The sequence below is a fragment of the Hymenobacter terrenus genome (genome assembly GCF_000972495.1).
GTDB classification, from domain to species: Bacteria; Bacteroidota; Bacteroidia; order Cytophagales; family Hymenobacteraceae; genus Hymenobacter; species Hymenobacter terrenus.
On sequence record NZ_LATM01000001.1, the window covers coordinates 321,548 to 345,972 of the forward strand.

At 59.7% G+C, this 24,425-nt stretch carries 20 protein-coding genes and 2 pseudogenes; 17 read left to right on the forward strand and 5 right to left on the reverse strand.

Annotated elements, in window-relative coordinates; genetic code table 11:
• Positions 1–56 precede the first annotated feature (56 nt).
• The 4 genes and pseudogenes from trxB to add all read left to right on the forward strand — a co-directional run bounded on the left by trxB (position 57) and on the right by add (position 4,138).
• Positions 57–992, forward strand: a complete 936-nt coding sequence (trxB, locus tag WX88_RS01395) for a thioredoxin-disulfide reductase (protein ID WP_046242509.1) — start codon at positions 57–59, stop codon at positions 990–992.
• A gap of 128 nt (positions 993–1,120) precedes the next feature.
• Positions 1,121–2,236, forward strand: coding sequence for a peptidoglycan DD-metalloendopeptidase family protein (locus tag WX88_RS01400; protein ID WP_231590596.1), 1,116 nt, complete (start codon positions 1,121–1,123; stop codon positions 2,234–2,236).
• A 103-nt stretch (positions 2,237–2,339) separates the two neighbouring features.
• Positions 2,340–3,059, forward strand: coding sequence for a bacillithiol biosynthesis deacetylase BshB1 (bshB1, locus tag WX88_RS01405; RefSeq protein WP_046243040.1), 720 nt, complete (start codon positions 2,340–2,342; stop codon positions 3,057–3,059).
• Positions 3,060–3,133: 74 nt separating this feature from the next.
• Positions 3,134–4,138: pseudogene (add, locus tag WX88_RS01410) on the forward strand (adenosine deaminase).
• Between the two features lie 200 nt (positions 4,139–4,338).
• On the opposite strand, the gene WX88_RS29820 reads toward add, so the two are convergent.
• Both WX88_RS29820 and WX88_RS01415 read right to left on the reverse strand, forming a co-directional pair.
• A complete protein-coding gene (locus tag WX88_RS29820) occupies positions 4,339–4,515 on the reverse strand; it encodes a hypothetical protein (protein WP_156175890.1) in 177 nt (58 codons plus the stop codon).
• Between the two features lie 21 nt (positions 4,516–4,536).
• The gene (locus WX88_RS01415) at positions 4,537–5,160 is read right to left on the reverse strand and encodes a hypothetical protein (protein ID WP_046242510.1); all 624 of its coding nucleotides are present in this window, start codon (positions 5,158–5,160) and stop codon (positions 4,537–4,539) included.
• 487 nt (positions 5,161–5,647) lie between these two features.
• On the opposite strand from WX88_RS01415, the gene parS reads away from it, so the two are divergent.
• Positions 5,648–6,091 carry a type II RES/Xre toxin-antitoxin system antitoxin gene (gene parS, locus WX88_RS01425; protein WP_082115778.1) on the forward strand — a complete coding sequence of 148 codons (444 nt, stop codon included), beginning with the start codon at positions 5,648–5,650 and terminating at the stop codon, positions 6,089–6,091.
• Between the two features lie 23 nt (positions 6,092–6,114).
• Positions 6,115–6,573, forward strand: a complete 459-nt coding sequence (locus WX88_RS01430) for an RES family NAD+ phosphorylase (protein ID WP_046242512.1) — start codon at positions 6,115–6,117, stop codon at positions 6,571–6,573.
• Positions 6,574–6,776: 203 nt separating this feature from the next.
• On the opposite strand, the gene accC is transcribed toward WX88_RS01430, so the two are convergent.
• Positions 6,777–8,288, reverse strand: coding sequence for an acetyl-CoA carboxylase biotin carboxylase subunit (gene accC / locus WX88_RS01435; protein ID WP_046242513.1), 1,512 nt, complete (start codon positions 8,286–8,288; stop codon positions 6,777–6,779).
• Positions 8,289–8,564: 276 nt separating this feature from the next.
• On the opposite strand from accC, the gene WX88_RS01440 reads away from it, so the two are divergent.
• Positions 8,565–9,812 (forward strand): aminotransferase class I/II-fold pyridoxal phosphate-dependent enzyme, encoded by a 1,248-nt coding sequence (locus tag WX88_RS01440; RefSeq protein WP_046242514.1) that lies wholly within the window; start codon positions 8,565–8,567, stop codon positions 9,810–9,812.
• A 254-nt stretch (positions 9,813–10,066) separates the two neighbouring features.
• Positions 10,067–10,237, forward strand: a pseudogene (locus WX88_RS31910) (histone H1); the annotation flags it as partial.
• Positions 10,238–10,471: 234 nt separating this feature from the next.
• Here the strand turns inward: WX88_RS31910 and tyrS are convergent.
• Both tyrS and WX88_RS01455 read right to left on the reverse strand, forming a co-directional pair.
• Positions 10,472–11,791, reverse strand: a complete 1,320-nt coding sequence (gene tyrS / locus WX88_RS01450) for a tyrosine--tRNA ligase (protein WP_046242515.1) — start codon at positions 11,789–11,791, stop codon at positions 10,472–10,474.
• Between the two features lie 211 nt (positions 11,792–12,002).
• The gene (locus tag WX88_RS01455; protein WP_046242516.1) at positions 12,003–12,782 is read right to left on the reverse strand and encodes an MBL fold metallo-hydrolase; all 780 of its coding nucleotides are present in this window, start codon (positions 12,780–12,782) and stop codon (positions 12,003–12,005) included.
• A 136-nt stretch (positions 12,783–12,918) separates the two neighbouring features.
• Between WX88_RS01455 and WX88_RS01460 the strand changes: the two genes are divergently transcribed.
• The 9 genes from WX88_RS01460 (at position 12,919) to WX88_RS01500 (ending at position 24,352) form a co-directional block, all read left to right on the forward strand.
• Positions 12,919–13,278, forward strand: a complete 360-nt coding sequence (locus WX88_RS01460; RefSeq protein ID WP_046242517.1) for a winged helix-turn-helix transcriptional regulator — start codon at positions 12,919–12,921, stop codon at positions 13,276–13,278.
• 259 nt (positions 13,279–13,537) lie between these two features.
• Positions 13,538–14,596, forward strand: a complete 1,059-nt coding sequence (gene holA, locus WX88_RS01465) for a DNA polymerase III subunit delta (RefSeq protein WP_046242518.1) — start codon at positions 13,538–13,540, stop codon at positions 14,594–14,596.
• A gap of 69 nt (positions 14,597–14,665) precedes the next feature.
• The gene (locus WX88_RS01470; protein ID WP_046242519.1) at positions 14,666–15,115 is read left to right on the forward strand and encodes a hypothetical protein; all 450 of its coding nucleotides are present in this window, start codon (positions 14,666–14,668) and stop codon (positions 15,113–15,115) included.
• Positions 15,115–15,720: a hypothetical protein gene (locus WX88_RS01475; protein ID WP_046242520.1), complete on the forward strand. Its 606-nt coding sequence runs from the start codon at positions 15,115–15,117 to the stop codon at positions 15,718–15,720. The genes WX88_RS01470 and WX88_RS01475 overlap by 1 nt, the downstream gene beginning before the upstream one ends.
• 327 nt (positions 15,721–16,047) lie before the next feature.
• Positions 16,048–16,641 (forward strand): ATP-grasp domain-containing protein, encoded by a 594-nt coding sequence (locus WX88_RS01480; protein ID WP_231590627.1) that lies wholly within the window; start codon positions 16,048–16,050, stop codon positions 16,639–16,641.
• A gap of 598 nt (positions 16,642–17,239) precedes the next feature.
• Positions 17,240–20,500, forward strand: coding sequence for a tetratricopeptide repeat protein (locus tag WX88_RS01485; protein ID WP_072052917.1), 3,261 nt, complete (start codon positions 17,240–17,242; stop codon positions 20,498–20,500).
• A gap of 36 nt (positions 20,501–20,536) precedes the next feature.
• On the forward strand, positions 20,537–22,336 hold the full coding sequence (locus tag WX88_RS01490; RefSeq protein ID WP_197076633.1) for a TonB-dependent receptor: 1,800 nt from the start codon (positions 20,537–20,539) through the stop codon (positions 22,334–22,336).
• Between the two features lie 103 nt (positions 22,337–22,439).
• Complete coding sequence (locus WX88_RS01495; RefSeq protein WP_046242522.1) at positions 22,440–23,648, forward strand: HU domain-containing protein; 1,209 nt, start codon at positions 22,440–22,442, stop codon at positions 23,646–23,648.
• 8 nt (positions 23,649–23,656) lie between these two features.
• The gene (locus WX88_RS01500; protein WP_046242523.1) at positions 23,657–24,352 is read left to right on the forward strand and encodes a MotA/TolQ/ExbB proton channel family protein; all 696 of its coding nucleotides are present in this window, start codon (positions 23,657–23,659) and stop codon (positions 24,350–24,352) included.
• Positions 24,353–24,425: the final 73 nt, after the last annotated feature.

Here is a 24,425-nt window from a genome sequence, read left to right on the forward strand (position 1 = left end):
ACTATTACCACCTATCACAATACGCGCAGCGAAGGCTGCGCGCCACAGCATTAAACATGTCTGAACACATTAAATGCCTGATTATCGGCTCCGGCCCAGCCGGTTATACGGCCGCCATTTATGCTGCCCGCGCCAACATGGCGCCCGTTATGTACATGGGCTTGCAACCGGGTGGGCAGCTTACCATTACCAATGACGTGGAGAATTTCCCCGGCTACCCGAACGGGATTATGGGCCCTGAGATGATGGAGGACCTGAAAAAACAGGCCACCCGCTTCGGGACGGATATCCGTTATGGCATTGCCACGGCGGTTGATTTTTCGGTGCATCCGCGTAAAGTCACCATCGATGAAACCATTGAACTGACGGCGGATGCGGTTATTATTGCCACGGGAGCTTCAGCCAAGTGGCTGGGCATTCCGTCGGAAGCCCGCTTGAATGGCTCGGGCGTGTCAGCCTGCGCGGTGTGTGATGGGTTCTTTTACCGCGGGCAGGAAGTGGCCATTGTGGGCGCCGGCGATACCGCGGCCGAGGAAGCTACCTACCTCGCCAACCTGTGTAGCAAAGTGACGATGATAGTGCGCAAGAGCGAGATGAAGGCCTCGAAAATCATGCAGAAGCGCGTGCTCGACAACCCCAAGATTGAGGTGCTGTTCAACACCGTGACCGATGAGATTCTGGGCGAACACGCGGTGGAGGGCGTTCGGGTGAAAAACCTGCTGACCCACGAAACTCGCGAAATTGCCTTGACGGGCTTCTTCGTCGCCATCGGTCACGAGCCCAACTCCAAGATTTTCCAGCCCTACCTGCACCACGATGAGCAGGGATATCTGAAAACCGTGCCTGGCACCAGCAAAACCAACGTGGACGGCGTGTTTGCCTGCGGCGACGTGCAGGATTACACCTATCGCCAGGCCGTGACGGCAGCCGGCACCGGCTGCATGGCCGCCCTCGACGCTGAGCGCTATTTAGCCGCCTTGGGTGTGCACTAAATTTGTTGCATTGGCGTGTTAGAAAAGCCGAGCTTTGTAATCCGGCTTTTCTAACACACTTTGTTTCGACCAAACGACACGGGGGCAGGGGCTGCGAAGCCTGTGTCATCGCCTTTTTCTGCTTGCTTTTGATTTTCCTGAAAACAACTATTTGGCGCCCGGCGCTGCTGTTGCTGGCGCTTCTGCTGTGCCTGGCTGGCCTTAATCCGGCCCAGGCGCAGCGTCGTAAGGCGCGCAACAAAGCCAATGCTGGCAGTACGGGCAAGTCGGATTTCTTCCGTATTCAAACGCCCAAAATGCGCTACGTGCGGCCGGATACCACCACGGTTATCGAAACCGAGGAAATACCCGACGACAATTCCGACGCCGCTAAATCCATCTATTTCAACCCCGCCAAAAAGCTCAGCATCGTAAGCGAAGACACCTCGACGCTGAACAACGGCGGCCAGGAAATCGTGGAAATGTCGGAGGAAGTCCTGATTGATTCCTCCTGGGTGAAGGTGGCGGGCTACTACTCCATCTGGGATACCCACAGCGTGAACCCCTACCGCGTGGATGGTCGTAGCTACCGCGACTCGCTCAAGCTGAAGCTCGTGGACCCGCCGCGGCAGCGGTACGCCAAAATGCCCTTGGCTACCACGCCCATCACGTCGGGTTTCGCGTTCCGGGGCTACCGCTGGCACTACGGCATGGACCTGGACCTGGAAACCGGCGACTCGGTAAAGTCGGTCTACGATGGCGTGGTGCGTATTAGCGCCTGGGACGGCGGTGGCTATGGCAACTACATTCTGGTGCGCCACTACAACGGGTTGGAGACTATTTACGGCCACTTGAGCAAGGCGCTGGTGCCCGTGGGCACCTTTGTGAAGGCGGGGCAGCTCATCGGCTACGGCGGCAGTACCGGCCGAAGCACGGGCTCGCACCTGCACTTTGAGGTGCGCTACCAAGGTAACCCCATCAACCCGGCCCTGATGTACGACTTTCCCGGCTACAAGCTGCGCAAAGACAGCTTTACCATCACTGCGGCATTGTTTAATTACTACAGCCGGGCGTTGAGTAGGAGCAGGGGCCGCAGCAGCGGTGGCCGGCCTTCGCGGGCCCGACAGCTGGTTATCCACAAGGTCCGTTCAGGCGATACGCTGTCCGAAGTAGCCGAACGGTACGGCGTGCGTCTCAGCACCCTGAAAAAGCTCAACCCCGGCGTGAAAACCCTACAGCCCGGCCGCAAGCTGCGCGTGAAGTAGAAGCCCGGACCGGAGCGAATTTGACAGCTTTTCCGGATTCGCTCAGCCCCGACTATACACCTTTACTGATTTCCTGTAATCCGTCAAATTCGTTGAATCCGTGATAAAGCTTGATGTCTTGGCGCTGGGCGCCCACCCCGATGATGTAGAAATGTCCTGCACTGGTACGCTGCTGGCCGCTATGGCCGCCGGTAAGCGAGTGGGCATCGTCGATTTTACCCGGGGGGAGCTGGGCACCCGCGGCACGCCCGCCATTCGTGCGGCCGAAGCAGCGGCGTCCAGTAAAATTCTGGGCATCGACATCCGCGAGAACCTGGGGTTGCCCGATGGATTTTTCCGCAACGACCGGGAGCACCAATTGCCGCTCATCGCCGCCATTCGCCGCTACCGGCCCGATGTGGTACTGGCCAACGCCATCAACGACCGGCACCCCGACCACGGCCGCGCCGCGCAACTCGCCACCGATGCCTGCTTTCTGGCCGGCCTGCGCATGATTGAAACCATCGGTGACGACGGCCAGCCGCAGGCCGCCTGGCGCCCCCGCAACGTGCACCATTATATCCAGGACCGCCAGCTGCAGCCCGCCTTCGTGGTCGACATCACCCCGCATTGGGCCAAGAAGTGGGAAGCCATTCAGGCCTTCAAAAGCCAGTTTTTCGACCCCGAAAGCAAAGAGCCCCAAACCTACCTGTCGAGTCAGGAGTTTGCCCGCTTCATGGAGGCGCGGGCGCGGGAGTTCGGCCACATTATTGGCGTCGAGTTTGGCGAAGGCTTCACCGTGGCGCGGCCCGTCGGCGTGCGCGAGGTAGGGGAGTTGCTGTAGCACTTCGTTGAGTGATGAACGGTATTTTCGCGTCTCACCCCCTCGAACCCGGCTTAGCCGCGCGGTTGCGTACCATGCCCAAAGTCGAAATCCATGTGCATCTGGAGGGGGCCGCCGATGCGGCCACCGTGTGGGAAATGGCCCACCGCAACGGCTTGGTGCTGCCAGCCCGTACGCTGGCCGAATGAGAGACGTTTTATAAGTTTCAGAACTTTGCGCATTTCGCCCAGGTGTGGGGCCTGGCAACGAGCAGCTTCCGCACGGCCGCTGACTATGCTTGGCTCGTGGAACGTTTTCTCCAGCACCAGGCCGCACAGAACATTCGCTACTCCGAGGCTTTTTTCAGCCCGCAACTGCACCTGGGCCGGGATCGGGACCTAACGCCCGCGCAGCTGCTCGATGCCTTGGCACAGGGTGCCCAGGCCGGCGAGGCGGTCACGGGTAGCCGGGTGCGCTTTCTGGTCGATTTGGACCGCAGCCGCGGGGCCGACGACACCGCCGAGGCCGCCCTGCAATTTGCCCTGGCCGGACAAGCGCGTGACGGGCTGTTTCTGGGCCTCAGCATCGGTGGTCCCGAGCAGGGCTACCCGCCCGAGCCTTTCGCCGACCTTTTTGCCCGCGCCCGCGCCGCCGGCCTGCGCACCGTCGCCCACGCGGGTGAAACTGCCGGCCCGGCCAGCGTGTGGGGCGCTCTGCGCAGCCTGCACGCCGAGCGTATCGGCCACGGCATTCGCGCCTTAGATGACCCCATGCTGCTGGACGAGCTGCGCCGCACGCAAACGCCGCTCGACGTTTCGCCAACTAGCAATTACTGCCTGAGAGTGGTGCCCACGAGCCAGCCGCACCCAATTCGACAGCTGCTTGATGCGCAGGTGTTCGTCACGCTCAACTCCGACGACCCACCCATATTTTCCACAGATTTGACCAACGAATACTGTACCTTGGCCCGGCAGGGATTTGAGTGGCCTGAATTATGGCAGCTTAATGTAAATACCCTGGAAGCGAGCTTCCTGCCGGAGAAGGAAAAAGCCTCCTTGCGGCAGCAGTGGCAGCAGTTTCGTCAGAGCGTGGGTGAATAACCCAGGTACCTTCCCGACCAAACTCCCAAGGCCAAGCATAGAATTAAGCTTAAATAGTACAAGTGTAACTGGATGAATGACTACAGAATGTTACGCTAGGTGGAGTGCTAAATCTACTAATTAGCTTAGCAGCTACAAAAAACCGCCCCGGCCGCAAGTGCGGCCGGGGCGGTTCTGTATTCTAGCATCGGCATTCATACTCATGCTTCTGGCGTCTCGTCCCGCTTGCCCCCGCGCCCCGCGTCCACTATTTGGCGGGCCTTGCGGTAGGCGGCCACCAGCTCCGGTAGGTCGCTTTCCAGGTTGGGCACCCGCACATCGAGCTTACCGATAGCGCGGCGGACGTCGCCGAGGTAGCGCACCGAGTCGTCGCGCAACAGCGTGCCCGCATTGATTTGCTAGTGCGGCGCATCTATCAGCGGCTTATAGGCCGCGGTGTCATCGCGCAGCGCATCGAGTTGGGCCGTGGTCACCCGCTCGTCGGCCAACTCGGTAGCCCGCGCCCGGGCCTGGGTGTGCAGCTCTTCCAGCACCGCCACCTGCACGAGGCCGCGCAGGTCGTCGATGCTGCTGCGGGAAAAGGCCGCCAGCTTAGCCAGCGCCGGGTGATTGCCATCCGAAAACAGCGCCTTCACGCCTTGCAGCACGGGCATGGCCGAGTCGAGGGCTTTGATTTCGGCCCGGTCCTTGGCCTGGGTATAGCCCTCGCTGCCTTGGCTGCCCCGCGCCTGCACCTTCGCGTCGAGGCCGGTCAGGGCCGCATCCAGCGCCGCGAAGTCGGCCACCATTTTCCCGTACAGCGGCTCCCATTGCGGGCGCCACTGCTGTAGCAGCTTCCGCACAGCCAGGGCCATGGTTTCGTAGTTTATTTCCTTGTCTGTCATAAACGGGGCATCAGGTAAAAGGGTGGGAATGAAAACCTGACCCGCCACTACGGCTGGCCTGCTGGTGAAGGTAGCCGTTGGGTCGCTAATACCCAAGCCCCCGCGCTCATCCCACCAAATCACCCAGCCGCCTCCCATTCCACCCCCGCCAGTAGGATATCTGCCAGCGTCAGTAGGATATCTGCTGGAGCCAGTGCCGTGTCGGACCAGGTAAGTAGGATATCTTCCATAGGAAGTAGGATATCTGCGGACTCCAGTAGGATATCTTTAAGCGCCAGTAGGATATCTGCCGTACTCACCCCTTGGTCGGCTTCAAACGAACTAATCGTTGCCCTGCTCAAGTTTAGTAAGCCGCATTCCGAACCGATAAGTCGCCTGTATTGCCCCCTCAATTGCGAAGAAATCAGGTTTCTGGTCGAGCTTTTTGGTAAACAAAAAATGCTGCCTACTAATACCTTACCGCCAATAAAGTCGGGAAAGTACAGCCTTCTACACATCATTATATCACGGGGCATAAACTACTAATCCCGCTTCCTCGTACATTTGCGTTCGGAAACAAAAGGGAAATTTTTCCAGTTAACACGGAAAAATGTTCTTATCTTTGGAAAAGATTTCACACGCACCTATGGCCGCTATTCTTGTTCATCCCTCCGCCGTTTACTCACCTGCCCTGCTCGGGTTGCAAACCACGGTAGCCGATTCCTTCGCCCTGGTAATGGAAGCCCGCACCGGCGTGCTCGCCAAAACCGCTTTTGACGTGGCTGCCCTACTACAATTGAGTGCTGATGAACTGGCCAACCTCCTCCACACCACCACCAAAACGCTGCGCACCTACCGCCAAGCCAAGAAACGCCTGGGTCCAGCTCCGAGTGAGCAAGTCCTGAAGCTACTGGCCCTGGCCCGCCAAGGCGAAGAAGTTTTCGGCTCCGCATCTGCCTTCCGGCGCTGGCTCGACAAGCCCGCCTACGGCCTCGACAACCAACCCCCGCTCAGTCTGCTCCAAACCAGCGGCGGCATCGACCTCGTAGCCGACGAAGTTGACCGCATTGCCCACGGCGACCTCGCCTGAGCTCTAAACCCTACCCTTTACCCGTGGAAGTCTACCGAATCTGCCTGGCGAAGTACGCTGGCGAACTAGTCGCATCCGGTAACCCCGGCCGCTGGAACCTGCGTGGCCAGTTGGTCATCTACGCCGCCGGCAGCCGTGCCCTGGCCTGCCTCGAAAACGTAGTGCACCGCAGCGGCGAAGGCCTCAACAACCTCTTCAAAGTCATCCGCATCGACATTCCCGACACGCTGGCCATCGAAGAGCTCCTCCTCGAGGAGCTGCCCCCCGAATGGCAGCTGCCCCGTAACTACGCCCGCTGCCAGCCCCTGGGCACCGACTGGTACCAGCGCCAGTCTGCCGCTGTGCTGCGGGTGCCCTCCTCCATCATCGCCCACGAGCACAACTACGTGCTCAACAGCCGCCACCCCGACTTCGCCCACATTCGCATCGCCGGCTGGGAAGATTTTGCCTTCGATCCAAGAATCAAAGAAGACGACGTTTAACCCCCGAGAACCGCCCTATATAGATAGCACTGGCGTGAGTTTATCGCAGCGTAACTCGTACCTAGGCCACGCTTCCCTTGCCGCACACGCGGCAAAGCCAGATTGCCAGATAAAGAACAATTGTTCGACGCGAGGCCCAGTCTCGTCCGCAAGCCTAGCACCAGGTACGCTGCGATAAACTTGCGCTAGAGCAAGCTGCTGGCCTACCGCACCCCCGACCGATTCCGCCGCCAGCCGGAAACCTCCGCGCCCGCCCTCGCCTCAGCTGTCGCCGCTGCTTTGGGCTTTTTCTCGCTGAGCAGCATGGCCCCCAGCGCGGCCGCTACCTGCGCCGTGGCCGCATCCGGTGCAGCTGGGGCTAAAGTAGTAGGCGTAAAATGGTCGCGGATGAAGTTCGTGTCGAAGTTGCCGCTGACGAAGGCGGGATGCGTCAGCACGTAGCGCCCAAAGCCCAGCGTGGTTTCGATGCCCGTGATTTTATACTCCTCAATGGCGCGCAGCATGCGGGCAATAGCCTCTGCCCGGGTGGCCCCGAAGGTGACCAGCTTGGCAATCATCGGGTCGTAGTAAATCGGAATATCCATGCCCTGCTCGAAGCCGTCGTCCACACGCACACCGGGGCCCTGGGGCCGCACATAAGTGCTGAGCGTCCCAATGTCGGGCAGGAAGTTGTTTTGCGGGTCTTCGGCGTACACGCGCAGCTCCAGAGCGTGCCCGATAATGCCCAGGTCAGCCTGCGAGAAGGCGAGGGGCTCGCCCTGAGCTACTTTTATCTGCTCCTTCACCAAGTCGAGCCCCGTGATTTGCTCCGTGACGGGGTGCTCCACCTGGAGGCGGGTATTCATCTCCAGGAAATAGAAGTTGTGCTTATCATCGAGCAGGAACTCTACGGTGCCGGCCCCGGTGTAGTCGCAGGCGCGGGCCACATCCACGGCACACTGGCCCATTTGGGCGCGCAGCTCGGGCGTGAGCACCGACGAAGGCGCCTCCTCAATCACCTTCTGGTGGCGGCGCTGAATGCTGCACTCGCGCTCGAATAAGTGCACAATGTGCCCGTGCTCGTCGCCCAGCACCTGGATTTCGATGTGGCGCGGCCCCGTCACAAACTTCTCAATAAACACCGCGCCATCGCCGAAGGCTGATACCGCCTCGTTGATGGCCAGCTGCATCTGCTCCTCAAACTCATCGGCGCCGTTTACGATGCGCATGCCCTTGCCGCCGCCACCGGCCGAGGCCTTAATAAGAATAGGAAAACCCACTTCCCGTGCAATCTGCTTGGCGGCGGCCACGTCGGAAATGGCCTCGTCGGTGCCAGGTACCAGCGGAATGTTGTACGCCTTCACCGCCTGCTTCGCCGAGAGCTTGTCGCCCATGATTTCCATGGCTTCGGGCGAGGGACCAACGAAAATCAGCCCTGCCTCGCGCACGGCCCGGGCAAAACCGGCATTCTCCGAAAGAAAGCCGTAGCCCGGATGAATGGCATCGACACCCAGCTGCCGGCAGACTTCGAGAATCTTATCACCGCACAGGTAGCTCTGGGCCGAGGCGGGTGGGCCCACGCACACGGCCTCGTCGGCATAGCGCACGTGCAAGGCATTGCGGTCGGCCTCGGAGTAGATGGCCACGGTGGCAATTCCCATTTCCTTGGCGGAGCGGAGGACGCGGAGGGCAATTTCGCCGCGATTGGCAACGAGCAGCTTGGTGATTTTCTTCATGGGTGAGCGTGGTGGGCGGATATTTTTAGGCAACGTCATGCTGAGCGCAGCCGAAACATGACGTGCTTTTACAGGGCAAGAATTAAAAACAGCCCACAAAGAAAGTTCGAAACTACAGGTCGGCCGTAAACCTGGCGGGTGTTATCGGGTTGTTAAGCCCAAATTATGTACATCCGCGGCGCAAGGCTACCTTTGTGATTAGGCCCATTTATAAGGTGTTTCACCAAATCCCACAGGGGCCGCTCTGCTTTCACCATCACCTAATTCCCGTTTTCAGTGGATATTTTCGACCGGGTTTCGGCCAACCGCGGCCCTTTGGGTTCGCAATCGCATTACGCTCACGGCTATTTTGCCTTTCCTAAGCTGGAGGGCCAAATCCAGCCCCGCATGCAGTTCCGTGGTAAAGAAGTGCTCACCTGGAGCCTGAACAACTACCTGGGTCTGGCCAACCACCCCGAAGTGCGGCAAGCCGACATCGACGGTGCCACGGAATACGGCATGGCCTACCCCATGGGTGCCCGCATCATGAGCGGCAACTCGACTCTGCACGAGCAGCTGGAAAACGAGCTGGCTGATTTTGTGCAGAAGCCCGGCGCACTGCTCCTCAACTTCGGCTACCAGGGCGTGGTGAGCATCATCGACTCGCTGGTGAACCGCCACGATGTGATTGTATACGACGCGGAGTCGCACGCCTGCATCATCGACGGTGTGCGCCTGCACCAAGGCAAGCGGTTCGTGTTTCCGCACAACGACATCGCCAACCTCGAAAAACAGCTGGAGCGCGCCAAGCGCCTGACCGACGAAACTGGCGGCGGCATTCTCGTTATTACCGAAGGCATGTTCGGCATGTCGGGCAACCTTGGCAAGCTGCGCGAAATCGTGGAGCTGAAGAAGAAATTCGACTTCCGCATCTTCGTCGACGATGCTCATGGTTTTGGCACGCTGGGGCCCACTGGGGCCGGTACGGCCGAACATTTGGGCTGCCAGGACGGCGTAGACCTAATTTTTTACACTTTCGCTAAGAGCATGGCCAGCATCGGCGCGTTCGTCGCTGGGCAGGAAAGCGTGATTGAATATTTGCGCTACAACATGCGCAGCCAGATTTTCGCCAAATCGCTGCCCATGCCGCTCGTGATAGGGGCTCTGAAGCGCCTGGAACTGATTCGCAAGCACCCCGAATACCGCGAAAAGCTCTGGACTATCGTCCGGGCCCTGCAAGGCGGTCTGCGCGAGAAAGGCTTCAACATCGGTACCACCGAAACGCCGGTAACGCCCGTGTTCCTGAACGGTGAATTGTCGGAAGCGACGGCCCTAACCTTTGATTTACGCGAGAATCACGGCATTTTCTGCTCTATCGTGGTGTATCCCGTTGTGCCCAAAGGTGTCATTATGCTCCGCCTCATTCCTACGGCGACGCACACGCTCGAGGACGTACAGGAAACGATTGCGGCTTTCGAAGTCATGGGTGCTAAGCTCGCTAAAGGGCTTTACAGCAAAACCCCCTCAACTGCTCAAACCGCTTAGCAAAGCCTGCTGCGGCACTTTACGCCGGCCGCCCGCGAGGGGAGCCGGCGTATTTGTTTTTGTACGAATCTAAGCTAAGTGGTTTAGCGCTACTCGCTGGAATCAAGCTTTTTTTGCCGAAAATCCGCCTTTGAAAGCAGGTGAGGGGGTTTTAGAAAAAAAGCGAAAAACTTGCTTGCATTTGAAATCCCTGTATATTAGGGCCGGCTTAACACCATCACAAACTCATTTTTCACCCCAAATCAATCCCCCCAATGAACAATTTCAGCAAACTGAAAGACCTCGTGATGTCGCTCGAAGATGATTTTTCGAAATTCTACGACAAGCAGAACGCTGCTGCTGGGACCCGCGTGCGCAAAGGCATGCAGGAACTGAAGACGATGGCGCAGGCATTCCGCACTGAGGTGCAGAACACCAAGAACGCCGGTGCTGCTGCCGCTCCGGCTGCTGGTGCTAAGAAAGCCGCTCCCGCTAAGAAAGCTGCCCCCGCTGCAGCTAAAGCGGCACCGGCTAAGAAAGCTCCCGCTAAGAAGTAGTCTAAGTCTGGGCTATAGAATCCGTCGGTTTTCTAGAATTCCACGGATTTGTAGAAGATTCCCTAATGAAAAGACCCCGCTGCCAGCAGCGGGGTCTTTTTTGTATCATCAGAGGAGCTGGTATTATTCCAGCTCTATCAGGAAATAGTTTTTCTTGCCTTTTTGCACCACTAGGTACCGGCCGGCCAGCAATGGCATTTCGGCTGCGTGGGCTTCAGGAGCAATTAGTTTTTCGCGGTTGATGCTCACGCCACCGGCTTGAATCATCTTCCGGGCTTCGCCCTTGGAGGGGAAGATTTTCTGCATGGTGGCCTCGCTGAGTAGGGTCACGGCGTTAATCTCTTCAAAATCGGTGCGGAGCACGTGAATGTGGGGTACGCCAGCGAAGATGTCGAGCAGGGTGGCTTCATCCAGCGCTTGGAGGGTGGCGAGGTCGCCTTTGCCAAACAGGACTTCGGAGGCTGCTATTGCGGCTTCGGTGGCTTCGGCCGAGTGCACGCGGGTAGTGACGTCGCGGGCCAGGGCCTTTTGCAACACGCGCAGGTGCGGGGCGGCGTTGTGCTCGGCTTCCAGGGCTTCGATTTCTTCTTGGCTCAGCAGCGTGAAGACGCGGATGAGGCGCGGGGCGTCGGCATCGGCGGCGTTGAGGAAAAACTGGTAGAACTGGTAGGGCGAGGTGAGCGTGGGGTCGAGCCAGACGGTTCCAGTTTCGGACTTGCCGTACTTGGTGCCGTCGGCTTTGGTGATGAGCTGGCCGGTGAGGGCGTAGGCTTTGGCTTCGCGCTCGTCGGCGTTGGCGAGGCGGCGAATAAGCTCAGTGCCGGTCGTGATGTTGCCCCATTGGTCGCTGGCACCCATTTGCAGGGTGCAGCCCAGGGTTTTGTGCAGGTGTACGAAGTCGTAGCCTTGCAGCAGCTGGTAGCTGAACTCGGTGTAGCTGATGCCGCTGCTGTCGCCTTCCTCGCCGCCGCTGATGCGGCGCTTCACCGACTCTTTGGCCATCATGTAATTTACGGTGAGGTGCTTGCCCACCTCCCGCAGGAACTCCAGGAAGCCGAAATTCTTGAACCAGTCGTAGTTGTTGACGACCAGCGCGCCGGTTGGGCCCTCGGAGAAGTCCAGAAACTTCTCTAGCTGCGCGCGGATGCCGTCCTGGTTGCGGCGCAGGGTGATTTCGTCGAGCAGGTTGCGCTCGGCAGATTTGCCGCTGGGGTCGCCAATCATGCCGGTGGCACCGCCCACAAGGGCCACGGGGCGGTGGCCGGCCCGCTGCAAGTGCACCAGCAGCATGATGGTGGCCAGGTTGCCGATGTGTAGGGACGAAGCCGTGGGGTCGAAGCCGATGTAGCCAGTGACGGGGGCGTTGGTGGCCAGGTGTTCGGCGGTGCCGGGCATGGCGTCGTGGTACATGCCACGCCAAGTCAGTTCTTCAATTAGGTTCAATGAAGGAGGAGGAATTAAGAATGAGGAATAGACTCCGGGAGAGGTGCCCACTGGCGAGTATAGGGTAGCCTACCGGCCTTGCAAAGGTAGCCGGTAGGCTTTCAGTCACCAGAAGGAACGTCAATGGGAAAACCGGAATCGTGCCGCTAGTCCTCCGGGCGTCGTGGGGCTTCAGTTTTGGGGCTTCAACACGACGCAAGGGGATGGCGCGCTACCCGACTTCCGTGGCCACGCCCGGTGCAAGCCAGAGCAGGCGGTTGGTGAGCCCGGCGGCGGCAAATACGCGGGCTACTTCCGTGCCGGGCTCCTGAAAATGCGCCCAGCCTTCGTAGTGCGCCGGCACGAGCACGGCGTTGGGAAAGGCCCGCGCCGTTTCCAGCGCCCCGGCCGCGTTCATTGTCAAATCAATGGGGCCGACAACTTCAATGCGGGCGGCGCCCAGGTTCACCAGGGCCACGCGGACGTCGAATCGCTGGGCGATTTCCGCCACGCCTTCGTACCAGACGGTATCGCCGGAGATGTAGAGGGCGCCCTCGCTGTCATCCGCCCATTGCAGCACGAAGCCCGTGACGTCGCCGCTGAACGCTTCGGCGCCGTGCGGTCCGTGCCGCGCCGGGGTGGCTGTGATGCTGAGCCGCCGCCCGTCGGGAGCCGTTAGGTAAGTGGTGGTCCAGGGGGCCAGTCCGTGCGCGTTCGGGCCAAGGTTGGCGGCGCTTTGCGGGGTGGTGAAGACGTGCGGTACCGTGGGCAGTAGCTCCCGGCCGGTTTGGTCCAGGTTGTCGCTGTGCTGCTCGTGGCTGAGTAATACCGCGTCGAGCCGGCCTAGGGCTTCGGCAGCTTGGGCCGGGCCGCTGAGCTTGTGCAGCGTGACCGGCCCGAGGTGGTAGTCCTGGCCAGCCGGGTCGAAGGTTGGGTCGGTTAGCAGGCGCAGCCCGCCGACTTCGAGTAGGACGGTGGGCCCGCCGATGAGGGTTAATTTTACGTTCTTCATAAAGGGTGTTTTGAATAAGCCAAGGCCTGAAAATGCTGGTAGTGGGGCGGCCCGCTACCGGCCTCAAAAGTATCGGCCGCCGCAAAGCCCCCTGCAATCGCAACCTTTTGGTAACCTGGATACTTTTTGGTGTCGCATGAATTACAAGGATTTTGAACGCTGCGCCGTGAACGTAACCGTTGGCATGATTGCCGGCAAGTGGAAGCCGGTTATTCTACAGCACCTCGAACCGGGCGAAATGCGGTTTGTGGCGTTGTGGCGGGCCATTCCGCGGGTGTCGAAGAAGGTGCTGCTGGAGCAACTGCGCCAGCTGGAAGCCGACGGGTTGGTGGGCCGCCGCGAACATCAGACCTTTCCCCCAGAAGTAGGCTACTGCCTCACGGAGAGGGGCGTTTCCCTCATCCCAGTGCTGCAAGTCATCGACCGTTGGGCTGCCCAGAACCTGCCAGACCGGGTTGTGTATCGGCCCCATGAGGTTAGTGAGGTTAGTAACTAGGGTGTGTGGACGGTAACGAAATAAACCGTCCTGCTGAGCTTGTCGAAGTATCTCTACCGCCATAGTAACTGATTACGTTGCGCGGTAGAGATGCTTCGACAAGCTCAGCAGGACGGCCTGTTAGCGTGGAAAAGGCCAGTTGCTGATTACGGTCCCACACCCTGGCTGAGCCTGCTGGCCATACAAGGCCTTCTCGGGCGGCGGCAAGCCGTAAATTTGGAGTTCCGTATTCGGCTTCCATCAAATTCCTCGCTCGCCATTGACTACTGACCCTGACATCGTTTTAAAGCAGCTCCAGCAGCGGCAGTTTCAGCCTGTGTATTTTTTGCAGGGCGAGGAGCCGTACTACATCGACGTGGTGGCGGATTTGATTGAGAAAACCGCCCTGGCTGAGCATGAGCGCAGCTTCAACCAAGTCGTGCTTTATGGGAAGGACGTGGACGTGGCCGGGATTCTGGGCCAGGCCAAGCGGTTTCCGATGATGGCCGAGCGGTCCGTTGTCATCGTGAAAGAAGCCCAGACCGTGGCCGACCTGGAGCAGGAGCGGAGCTGGCCTTTCCTGGAAGCCTACTTGAAAAACCCACTGGGTAGCACTGTGCTGGTGTTTTGCTACAAGCACAAGACCCTGGACAGCCGCAAGAAGCTCGGCAAGCTGCTCAGCGGCAAAGACTCGCCGGCCCTGCTCGTGACCAGCAAGAAGCTGTACGATAATCAGGTGCCGCAGTGGCTCACGGCCAACGTGCGGGCGCGCGGCCAGCAAATCACGGGGCAGGCCACGGCTATGCTGGCCGAGTACATCGGGGCCGATTTGGGCCGGCTGGCCAACGAGGTTGATAAGCTGGTGCTGAACCTCAAGCCGGGCCAGCCGATTGATGAGGAGCTGGTGCAGCGGCTGGTGGGCATCAGCAAGGACTACAACATTTTTGAGCTGCAAAAGGCCCTCGTGCAGCGCGACGTGCTCAAGGCCAACCGTATTCTGAGCTACTTCGCGGCCAACCCTAAGGCCAACCCGCTCATTCCGAACCTGACGCTGCTGTTCGGCTTTTTCACCAAGCTGCTGGTGCTGCACCAGGCCGGTGCCAACCCTCCGGATGGCGTGTATAAGAGCCTGGGCATCCTGAACAGCTTCGCCCAAAAAGAATACCAGCAGGCCCTGCGCGCCTACCCGGTGGAGCGGGTGGTGGACATCATTCACCTTATCAGGCGGGCCGACGCGCAGAGCAAAGGCATCGAAAGCGGCTCGATGGACGACGCCGAGATTCTGCGGGAGCTGGTGTGGTTGATTCTGCACCCGGTGCCGGCGGGGGTGCTGGAGTAAAACTTTTGGGTAGAATGTGTGCTTACTAGATTGGTCAATTAGCCTGGATTCTGACTATTTTTAATCTTCATGGATAACTCTCAATTCTGCCCGGATATTGCGGTGACTTCTCAGGAAGGGGAAACGGTGCTACTCGTTGAGGTCAAGCGAAGTGCAAAAACCGATTATAATGACGGCTTGGTACGGCTCCGGGCGTATTGTCAGGCGTTAGAAAAAGACGTGTTTTTGATGCTAGTAAATACGGGTCAATACTGGTTGTGGAACTCCTCATCGGAGGAGCCTATTTATACCGGTGCAACCCCGCTTTTGCTTGCCAATTATATTGATTTGCAAAAAGTGCCACTGACTCAATTGGATGGGTATAGTTTTGCTTCCGTCGTTTATTCTTGGTTAGGCTCGGTGATTTTCAAGGATTCAGCTACCTTACTGAAAATGCCAACGCAGAAATGGTTGGTTGAATCAGGCATTCATCAGCAGATTTACCGGGGCTACATTCATCGGGAGCGAGTCTTGGCGTAATGGAGGTTTTTATCGAGTCTAATTTCTTGCTGGAACTGGCCTTTCGCCAAGCCGATTATATTTTTTGCGAGCGCATCTGGCGCAATGTGCGACCAGATACCTACTCGTTGCATTTGCCTCAGTACGCATTAGGCGAAGTATTTCAGATGCTGCGCCCGCTGCGCAACAAGCGGGAAGAATATCTGCAATACGTGTTGCAGGAAATAATCCAGCACCGGCGGGAAGACAGCAGCGACGCCGTAGCAATGGATGGCCTGACGCAGCAGCTCACCACCTTACTGGCCGAGCGAACCCAAGTGCAAACCCGGCGCCTGTACGCCATAGCCGGTGAATTTGCGGCAAAGACGGATGGTCACGCCCTGACATCGAACGTAATTGAGGAAGGGCAAGTGGTGGCCTTGCGGCACGGCCTTTCTCCGCAGGATGCCCTGGTGTATGCATCGGTATTGGCAGGTTTGCGCGGGCTGCCGCTGCACTCTGCTAAGCTCTTTGTTTCTCGTAACAAGGCTGATTTCGGCAAGGCTGAAATAATAGCGGAACTGCAAACGCTGAACTGTGAGTATCTCGCCAGCTTCCGGGCAGCTGCTGGTCGCCTGGGAGTCTAGTGTCCGCCAAAACCCTGCGGGAGCTGATGTGGCTGATTCTGCACAACGTGCCTGCTGGAGTAGGGAGGTGCCAGTTAGCTTTAGCTGGCATTACGCTAAGACCAACCGCTAAGAAGCTGATTGTATGACCGTTTCAACAGGGTGTTCAACGAACTCAAATACCTTCTCATACATTTATCAGAAACAAGCCCATGCGCGCCCACATTCACTTCGACCGCGGTTTGCCCCAGAGTGTCAATAACTACCTGGCCCTGGACGGCTTCCAGCAGATGGGCTGGGAAATAGTGCCCTACACCGATGCGGAGCCCATCCGCGACCACGCGCCTGATGAAGTGGTGGTGGGCCATATTGCCGCCGTGCGGGCCAGCCTGCGGGCGCTGGGCCTGGCGGTGCCCGCTGAGCTATCCCGCCGCGCTGCACCCGTTTCTGGGGCGTCGGCTGTGGGAAAGCACCATCAACGCGGTGGCTGCCGATGCCAGCCAGTGGCCGGTATTCGTGAAGCCTATTCACGCGGCCAAGAAATTTACGGGGGTGCTGGTGCGCAGTTCGCGCGACCTGGTGGGCTGCGGCGACCAGTATGAGGACACGCCCGTGTGGTGCGCCGAGCCGGTGCAATTTGTGGCGGAGTGGCGCTGCTTCGTGCGCTACGGCCGCATTCTCGACGCCCGGCCCTACAAAGGCGACTGGCGCGCCCACTTCGACCCGGCCGTGGTGGAGCAGGCGCTGGCGGCCTACGCGCCGGAAGCCCCCGCCGCCTTTGCCCTCGACGTGGGCCGCACCGCCGCCGGCGCCACGCTGGTGGTGGAAGTGAACGACGGCCATTCGCTAGGCGCCTACGGGCTGATGCCGCTGGCCTATGCCAAGTTTCTATCGGCGCGCTGGGCGGAAATGACGGGCAGCGAGGACTACTGTGATTTTTAGGGGATAAGCGGCCGGGCAGAGGCTGCCGTAGCGGGCGCGGGGCCCGGTGGGGCTGCTACCTGACGGGCCGGTATGGCAGCAATGCCAGGATGTTCTGGGGTTTTCCCGGAGTAGTCTGCGCCCGACCCAGGACTTCCTGGGAAAACCCCAGAACATTCTGGGTCGGGCGCAGACGGCTCTGGGTTTTTCCCGGGAGTCTCCGCGAAAAAGCCAGCGGCTTCCGGGTTGGACGCAGACTGCTCCGGGAAAAACCCAGGAGTCTCTGGCTTTTTCCCGGAGACTCCTGGCTACGACCAAAACGGTCCTGCCTTCTTCCCAGGGGTTCTCAGGCGCAAGGCGGGGCAATTGCAGCCGGGCGGGGCAAGTCCTGGCCGATACATGCCTACTTCCTCTTTCCGCGCCAATCCCAACCGTAGCCTGCGATGCCGCCCGCGGCGAAATGCCGGGTCTCTTTGGACTGAACTAAAGCGGTATTCCTTTATACTGTGCCTGGCAATGAAACCCGCCTTTGGGCGTTAGCTGGGCAACCTCCGGCCATTTATCGCTACTTTTGGCCACGACCCGGGCCCCGTGCGGCCCCTCCACGCAAGGTATTTACATGAAGCTATTTCCCCGGTTGGCGCTGGCCGCCGCTTTGAGCGCTGCGGCGCCAATGGCAGCCCAGGCGCAGCAAACCCAGGTTTTTGCCGCCGATGAGCGGCATTTTCAAGAAGGGCTGGAACTGTTTGACCGTGGCCAGTACGGCGCGGCCCAGGAAGCCTTTCGGCAGTACCTCGCCATTGAGCCCGTGCACACCAGTCAGGCCGGCCCCACCGCCGGCGACCGCACCGCCGACGCCGAGTATTACTACGCCATCAGCGGCCTTTACCTGCTGCATCCCGATGCCGAAGGGCTGATCCTGGCTTTTGCCGAGCAGCACCCGGCCCACCCGCGCTCCGCCGTGGCCTATTTCGAGCTGGGCAAGTTCTATTTCGACCAGAAAAACTACGAGGCGGCCATTCACTACTTCCAGAAGGTGGCCCCCGACAACCTGAGCAACGACCAGCGCGCCGAGTCGGATTTTAAGCTGGCTTACAGCTACTTCGAGCAGAAGGACTACGAAAAGGCCCGTCTGCTGTTCGACCGCAACAAGCAGGCGCAAAGCCAGTACAAGTACGCCAGCTCGTACTACGCCGGCTACCTCGGCTACCGCGCCGGCGACTACCCCGGCGCCCGGGCCGATCTGGCCGTGGCCGAGCAAAACGACGCCTATAAGCCCGTGGTGCCCGCCGTGATGGCCCAGATTTACTACAAAGAGGGCAACTACGACGGGCTGATTGCTTACGCCACCAAGGCTCTGCAAAACACCCCACCGCCCCAGAGTGCCGACGAAATCCAGCTGCTGCTCGGCGACGCCTACTACCAAAAGCAGCAGTACAAGGAAGCCGCCGAGAACTTCGACAAGTACGCGGCTATTCACAAAAGTAAAATCGAGCCCGCCCTGCAATACAAGATTGGCTTTGCCAATTACAAGATGGGCGACTACAAGGGCGCCATTGCCAACCTGAAAAACGTGGCCGTGCGCCGCGACTCGCTGGGGCAGAACGCGGCCTACCACCTGGGTCTAAGCTACGTGCAAACCAATCAGAAGCCCCAGGCCGTGACGGCCTTTGAGGCTGCCCGCCAGGCCACGTTCGACAAGGGAATTGCTGAAAACGCCACCCTAAAGCTGGGCCAGGTGCAGTACGAGCTGGGCAACTTGCCCGAGGTTATTAATGTGCTGCGGGACTTTCGGAAGAAGTTTCCCCGCTCGAAGAACCAGCCCACGGTGGACGAGCTGCTGAGCACCAGCTTCCTGTCGTCGACCGACTATTCGCAGGCCCTGACCTACCTCGAAGGCATCGACGACCGGAGCGCTAAACTGAACGCGACCTACCAGCGCGTGGCGTATTCGCAGGCCGCCACGCTCTACAACAACGGCAACTATTCGGCCGCCCTGCCGCTGCTGGAGAAGTCCTTGCAATTTCCGGAGGACGACGGGCTACGGGCCGCGGCGCAGGTGTTACGCGGCGAGATTTACAGCGTGGGCCAGCAGTACCCCGATGCTATTGCGGCCTACGTGGCGGCGGCCCGCTCGGCCCGGCAGGGCGGCGTGAGCCCCGAAGAGGCGGATTTTGAGCAGAAAGCCCGCTACGGCCTGGGCTACGCCTACTACAACACCAAGCAATACGACCGCGCCCGGCCGCAGTTCCAGGCGTTTCTGAGCGACACCGACGCCAAGCCCTCGGACCCGAACTACTACGACGCCACCCTGCGCTTGGCCGACACCTACTACGTAGCCAAAAGCTACCCCCAGGCGCTGGAGTTGTACGATAAAGTAATCAAGGCCAACGCGGCGGACAAGGACTACGCCTACTACCAAAAGGGCCGCACGCTGGGCCTGATGGGCCGCCGCGACGAAGCGAACAACACGCTGGCCTCGCTGCTCAAAACCAGCCCCAATTCGCGCTACGCCGAGGATGCCGTGTTTCAGCAAGCGCAGCTTTCGTTCGAAGCCGGGGAGTATCAGCCGGCCGCCACGGGCTTCACGCGTTTGATTGATAACCGCCCCAATAGCCCGCTGCTGCCGCAGGCGCTGCAAAAGCGCGGCGTGGCCTACGCCAACCTGGAGCAGCACGACAAGGCCGTGGCCGACTTCCAGCGCGTGCTCACTGAGTACCCGCGCAGTGAGGCGGCCTCGCAGGCAATATACAGCTTACAGGAAAGCCTGACGGCGCTGGGCCGCACGGAGGAATTCGACGCGGCGTTGGCCTCGTTCAAGATTCAAAATCCGGACAGCAAGGCCACCGAGAGCGTCGAGTTCGAGGCGGCCAAATCGCTGTATCTGGCCGAGAAATTCAAGCCCGCCATCCTGCGCCTGGAGTCGTACCTGAAGCAGTACCCGCAGTCGGCCCTGGGGCCCGATGCGCGTTTCTTCCTGGCTGATTCCTACCTCAAAACCGGCGACAAGCAGCAGGGCCTCGCCCGGCTGCGCGACGTGGTGACGGAAGGCAAAACCGAGTTTGTGAACCGCGCCGTGGGCCGCCTCGCCGACCTGGAATTCGAAAACAAAAACTACGCGGAGGCCGCCAAATACTACGAGCGCCTGCGCGGCGCCAGCACCAACCGCCGCGAGGTGGCTAACGCCACCCTGGGCCAGATGCGCAGTCTCTACGAAAGCGGCGATTACCCCGGCACCCGCCGCGTAGCGGAGGAGCTGCGCACCCTGGCCGGGGCCACGGTCAACGCCACCAACGCGGCCCTGCTCTACCTGGGCAAAGCCAGCTACCGCACCGAAAACCTCGACCAGGCCGCTACCGAGTTGGCCACCGCCGCTACCGCCGCGCCCAACGACGTGAACGGCGCCGAAGCCCAGTATTACCTGGCCGAAACCCTGTTCAAGCAAAAGAAAAACGAGGAAGCCAAAGCAGCGGCGCTAAAAGTGAATTCCGACTTCAGCAGCTATTCCTTGTGGCTGGGGCGGGCCTTCCTGCTGGTGGCCGAGATTTACGCCTCGGAAGGCGACAACTTCCAGGCGCGTGGCACGCTGAACTCGCTTATCGATAATAATTTCCCGGTGGCCGAGGTATTGGAAGCCGCCAAGCAGCGCCTGAAGACGCTGGGTGCCGACCAACCCGACGACACCGCCGAACCCGCTACGCCAACCAAAGCCCCCGCCAAGGCCCCGGCCAAAACCCCCGCGAAAGCACCGGCCAAGACGCCCGTGGCCCCCGCCACTGGCAAGCCCGCCCCCGCGGCGCCCCCGGCCAAGGGCAAAGCGGCACCCCGCTCCAACCTGCGCGGTACCACCGCCCCGGCCGATACGGCCACTCAGCGCTAAGCCCGGCGTATCCTTTCATTGAATAATAGTTTGCTGATGAAGCGTTTGTCAATAGTAAATTCTAAGCCGATGGTACGCCGCGGGGCCGGCCTAGTGGCCAGCCTGGCCTTGGCCACGGTGCTGGTGGGAGCGGTAGCGCCCACGGCCAGTGCCCAGCCCACCAGACCTAAAACCACGGGCAAGATTGAAGAAGCCGAGATTGAAATCGTGAAGGAGCGGGTGAACCAGCTGCCCGAGGCCACGCGCAACTTCGACAAAATCAAGCTGCCGGCCGTGCCCAAAGCCGAGCGCAAGGTCACCTACAGCTTCCCCGATTTCCGCTTGCCCACTGACCGCCTCAACCCTTCGGTAAAGGTGCTCACCATCCGGTCGGAGGAAGCCTCGCCGCTCACCGGCAACTTCGTAAAGGCCGGCATCGGCAACTACGGCACGTTCTACGGCCGAGGCTATTTCCACAGCACCCGCAATACCGACCATGCCTACGGCCTGGACATCAAGCATATTAACTCGCTGAACGGGCCCGTTGATGGCAAGAACTCCAGCGTAGCCCAGAGCAGCGCCCATCTCATGGGCGAGCTGTATCGGGGCACCGCCGCCTTCGGCGCCACCCTGGATTTTGGCCGTGAGCGGTACAATTTCTACGGCTACGAGAAGGCCGCCAACGGCACGCCGGTGCCCACTCCCGAAGCCAAGGACATCAAGCAAGTATTCAACCGCTTCGCGGTGAAGGCCTACGCCCACAACCGCGCCCCCGAGCAGGTGCTGACCTACGATGCCGGCATTGGCTATCGGTATTGGAGCGACAGTTTCTCAGCCTCCGAAAGCGACGTGCAACTGAACGCCAAGGTTGGTTATGCCCTGGGCGAAACCAGCCGCGTGACGGTGGCGGCCGACGTGTCGGTTATCTCCGATAAGGACGTTGCGCCCAGCAGAGTCCTTGTTCCCGATAATGCGCCGCAGGTTACGCGGACGCGCTCCTTCGTGCAGGCCACTCCGGCTTATGAGTTTCTTAATAAGAACATTGCTTTCTCGGTAGGCGCCACGTTGGGGTATTCTTCCGATACGGCCACCAACGTCAGCAAAGCCGTGATTTACCCAGCCGTGCGCCTGGGCTACACCATCGAGCCTGAGCGGTTTATGGTCTATGCCGGGCTGGGTGGCTCCCTGCAACGCGTAACCCGCTACGACCTGACCACCGAAAACCCCTGGTTGAACCGCGGTCTGAACGTTGCCGACACCCATCGTGGGCCGACCATCTACGCCGGTTTCACTTCGACGCCCGCCCGGGGCCTGGAGCTGAACGCCCGTGCCACCTACGCCCGCGACCGCAACCTCTATTTCTACCTCAACAATGCCATCGACCCCACCAAATTCGACTTGGTGTACGACCAGAACGCCACTGGCGTGCTCAACATCCACGGCGAGCTGCTGTATAACGCGAACGAGAAATTTCGCCTCGGCACTCGCATGGACTACAACAATTACGCCCTCAAAAACCTGCCCGAGCCCTTTCACCGGCCTGATTTCCAAGGTTCGCTCTTTGGAACCTACAACGTTTTCGACAAGCTCATCCTCGGCCTGGAGGGCTATTTCTACTCGGCCAGCTACGGAATTAGCTACCGGGCGGCCAGTACCGCGGGCGCCGCGCGAGTGCCCGATTTTTACCGCGCCACCGACCCGATTGTCGACCTGAATCTGCGCGCCGATTACCGCATTACGCCAAAAATATCCATCTTTGCAATGGGTAATAACCTCGCCAACCGCCAATACCAGCGCTTCTACAGCTATCCTGTGAAGGGCATCAACGTGATTGGCGGGGCGAGCTACACTTTTTGAGTTAAGAGTGATGAGTTAAAAGTTGTGAGTTGCGTTGCGCTTAATGCGATGACCTCATAGTATTTAACTCATTACTCTTAACTCCTAACTTTTAACTGACACCATGCACCTCGCCGACCACATCCGCCCCCTTCTCCGTGACCACGACTGTGTGATTATTCCGGATTTTGGGGGCCTCGTGGCCGATGTTTCACCGGCTCGGGCCCAGCCTGGCCGACAGGCCCTGAGCCCACCAACCAAGCTGGTGGCCTTCAACCAAGCCCTGACCCGCAACGACGGCCTGCTGGTGGATGCCCTGAGCCAGCACCTGGGGCTGTCCATCGCGCAAGCCCGCGATGCCGTGCGCGCCGCCGTAGCCGGCCTGCAACAAGAACTGGAAGAAACTAATCGGACCGAGTTGCCCGGCATCGGCATCTTTCGCCGCGCCGCCGGCCGGGGGCTCGCCTTCGAATACACGGGGTCTGATAATCTGCTAGCCTCTGCTTTTGGCTTGCCCGAGCTCGCCGCCCGGCCCGTGCGCACCAACGATGCCCGTGCTAAGCGTCCGCAGCCCGCCTTGCGCGGTAGCGCCACCCGGCGTTCACGCTGGGCCCGCCTGGTCCCAACCGGGGTTATTGCCCTCGCCGCGGGCCTGTTGCTGCTGGCAAACTATCAGGTGGCTCTGAAAGCCGGCTACCTGCCGGCAAGCTGGCAGACCCAACTGCCCAAACTGGCACTCGCCCAGCGCCGCGCCGCGCCGGTCAACCTGGTGCTTACCGAGCCGCAGCAAGCCACTTTAGGTCAGCATGACTTTACTACCAGCACACTAGCGTCCGAAGGCATTACCCCGGTAGAAACCGCGCCCTCGCCAACTATTGAGGAGATACCAACCCGCACATCGAGCGAGGCAGTAGGGAGTGTTGCCAGCAGCCCGGTTGCAACCTTACCTGCGAAAGCTACTGCTCCGGCCGCCGCGCCAGCCACGCCGGTAGAATCCACCGCGCCGGCGGCTGTCGTACCTACTGCTACTCCAGTCACCGCATCTGTTTCGGCAAATTCGACGCCTTCTGCCACCACAAGCTCCACTACAATTAAAAACCCAACCGGTCGTTACTACGTCATTGCCGGCGCTTACAGTAGTTTGCTCCGCGCTGAGCAGGGCCGCAGGGTCCTGGCTCGCGCAGGGCGGGTCACCCGTATTATTTTACCTCCCTACGGCAGCCGCTTGTTCCGCCTGACGGCCGCTGACTACCCCGACCTGGCTTCGGCCCAACGCGAAGCCCAGCGCCTGCGCGTGAGCACCCATTGTGACTACAATACGTTGAAATTTTAATCGTCCGCATGTCCGTATTCCTCTTGCAAGTGGTTCCTGCCGCTGCCGATACTGTAAATACCGCCACCGCTGCTGCTCCCATAGCCGACACTAGTGTTCCCGTCATCGACCTGCTTTTGCGCGGTGGCCTGATAATGGTCCCGCTGGTGGCCCTCTCTATTCTCTCTGTTTACATTATCATCGAGCGCTACATCACCATCCGCAAGGCAGCCGGTAATCCCGATTCTTTCATGGCCGGCATTCGCTCGCTGATGGTGAAAGGGGACCTGGCTGGGGCTAAGCTGCTCTGCGCTCAAACCGCCTCGCCGCTGGCCCGGATGGTCGAAAAAGGTCTGCGCCGCATTGGACTGCCACTCAAAGAAATCGAAACCAGCGTAGAAAACGTGGGCAAGATTGAAATCGCCCGTCTCGAAAAGAACATCAGCATCCTGGGTATTATTGCCGGTATCGCGCCTATGATTGGCTTCGTGGGTACCATCATCGGGGTTATTAAGATTTTCTATTCCATCGCTGCCACCAAGGAGTTCGGTATTCCGCAGGTAGCCGACGGCTTGTATGTAAAGCTGGTGACATCGGCTACGGGTCTTATCGTCGGCATCATCGCCCACGTGGGGTACCATTGGCTCAGCATCCTCGTCGAGCGCATGGTGTTCCGCATGGAGAACTCGGCCATCGAGTTCATGGACATTCTTCAGGATAACTAGTTGAATTATGAGGTATGAATTATGAGTCGGGTGGCCAAACTCAGAGCCGCTCCATTCATCATTCATACCTCAT

Coding starts and splice junctions, on each gene's coding strand:
- trxB (WP_046242509.1), top strand. CDS start 57: ATGTCTGAACACATTAAATGCCTGATTATCGGCTCCGGCCCAGCCGGT.
- WX88_RS01415 (WP_046242510.1), bottom strand. CDS start 5,160: ATGGGAGGCGGCTGGGTGATTTGGTGGGATGAGCGCGGGGGCTTGGGT.
- parS (WP_082115778.1), top strand. CDS start 5,648: ATGGCCGCTATTCTTGTTCATCCCTCCGCCGTTTACTCACCTGCCCTG.
- accC (WP_046242513.1), bottom strand. CDS start 8,288: ATGAAGAAAATCACCAAGCTGCTCGTTGCCAATCGCGGCGAAATTGCC.
- WX88_RS01455 (WP_046242516.1), bottom strand. CDS start 12,782: ATGAAGAACGTAAAATTAACCCTCATCGGCGGGCCCACCGTCCTACTC.
- WX88_RS01460 (WP_046242517.1), top strand. CDS start 12,919: ATGAATTACAAGGATTTTGAACGCTGCGCCGTGAACGTAACCGTTGGC.
- WX88_RS01470 (WP_046242519.1), top strand. CDS start 14,666: ATGGATAACTCTCAATTCTGCCCGGATATTGCGGTGACTTCTCAGGAA.
- WX88_RS01475 (WP_046242520.1), top strand. CDS start 15,115: ATGGAGGTTTTTATCGAGTCTAATTTCTTGCTGGAACTGGCCTTTCGC.
- WX88_RS01480 (WP_231590627.1), top strand. CDS start 16,048: ATGAAGTGGTGGTGGGCCATATTGCCGCCGTGCGGGCCAGCCTGCGGG.
- WX88_RS01485 (WP_072052917.1), top strand. CDS start 17,240: ATGAAGCTATTTCCCCGGTTGGCGCTGGCCGCCGCTTTGAGCGCTGCG.
- WX88_RS01490 (WP_197076633.1), top strand. CDS start 20,537: ATGAAGCGTTTGTCAATAGTAAATTCTAAGCCGATGGTACGCCGCGGG.
- WX88_RS01495 (WP_046242522.1), top strand. CDS start 22,440: ATGCACCTCGCCGACCACATCCGCCCCCTTCTCCGTGACCACGACTGT.
- WX88_RS01500 (WP_046242523.1), top strand. CDS start 23,657: ATGTCCGTATTCCTCTTGCAAGTGGTTCCTGCCGCTGCCGATACTGTA.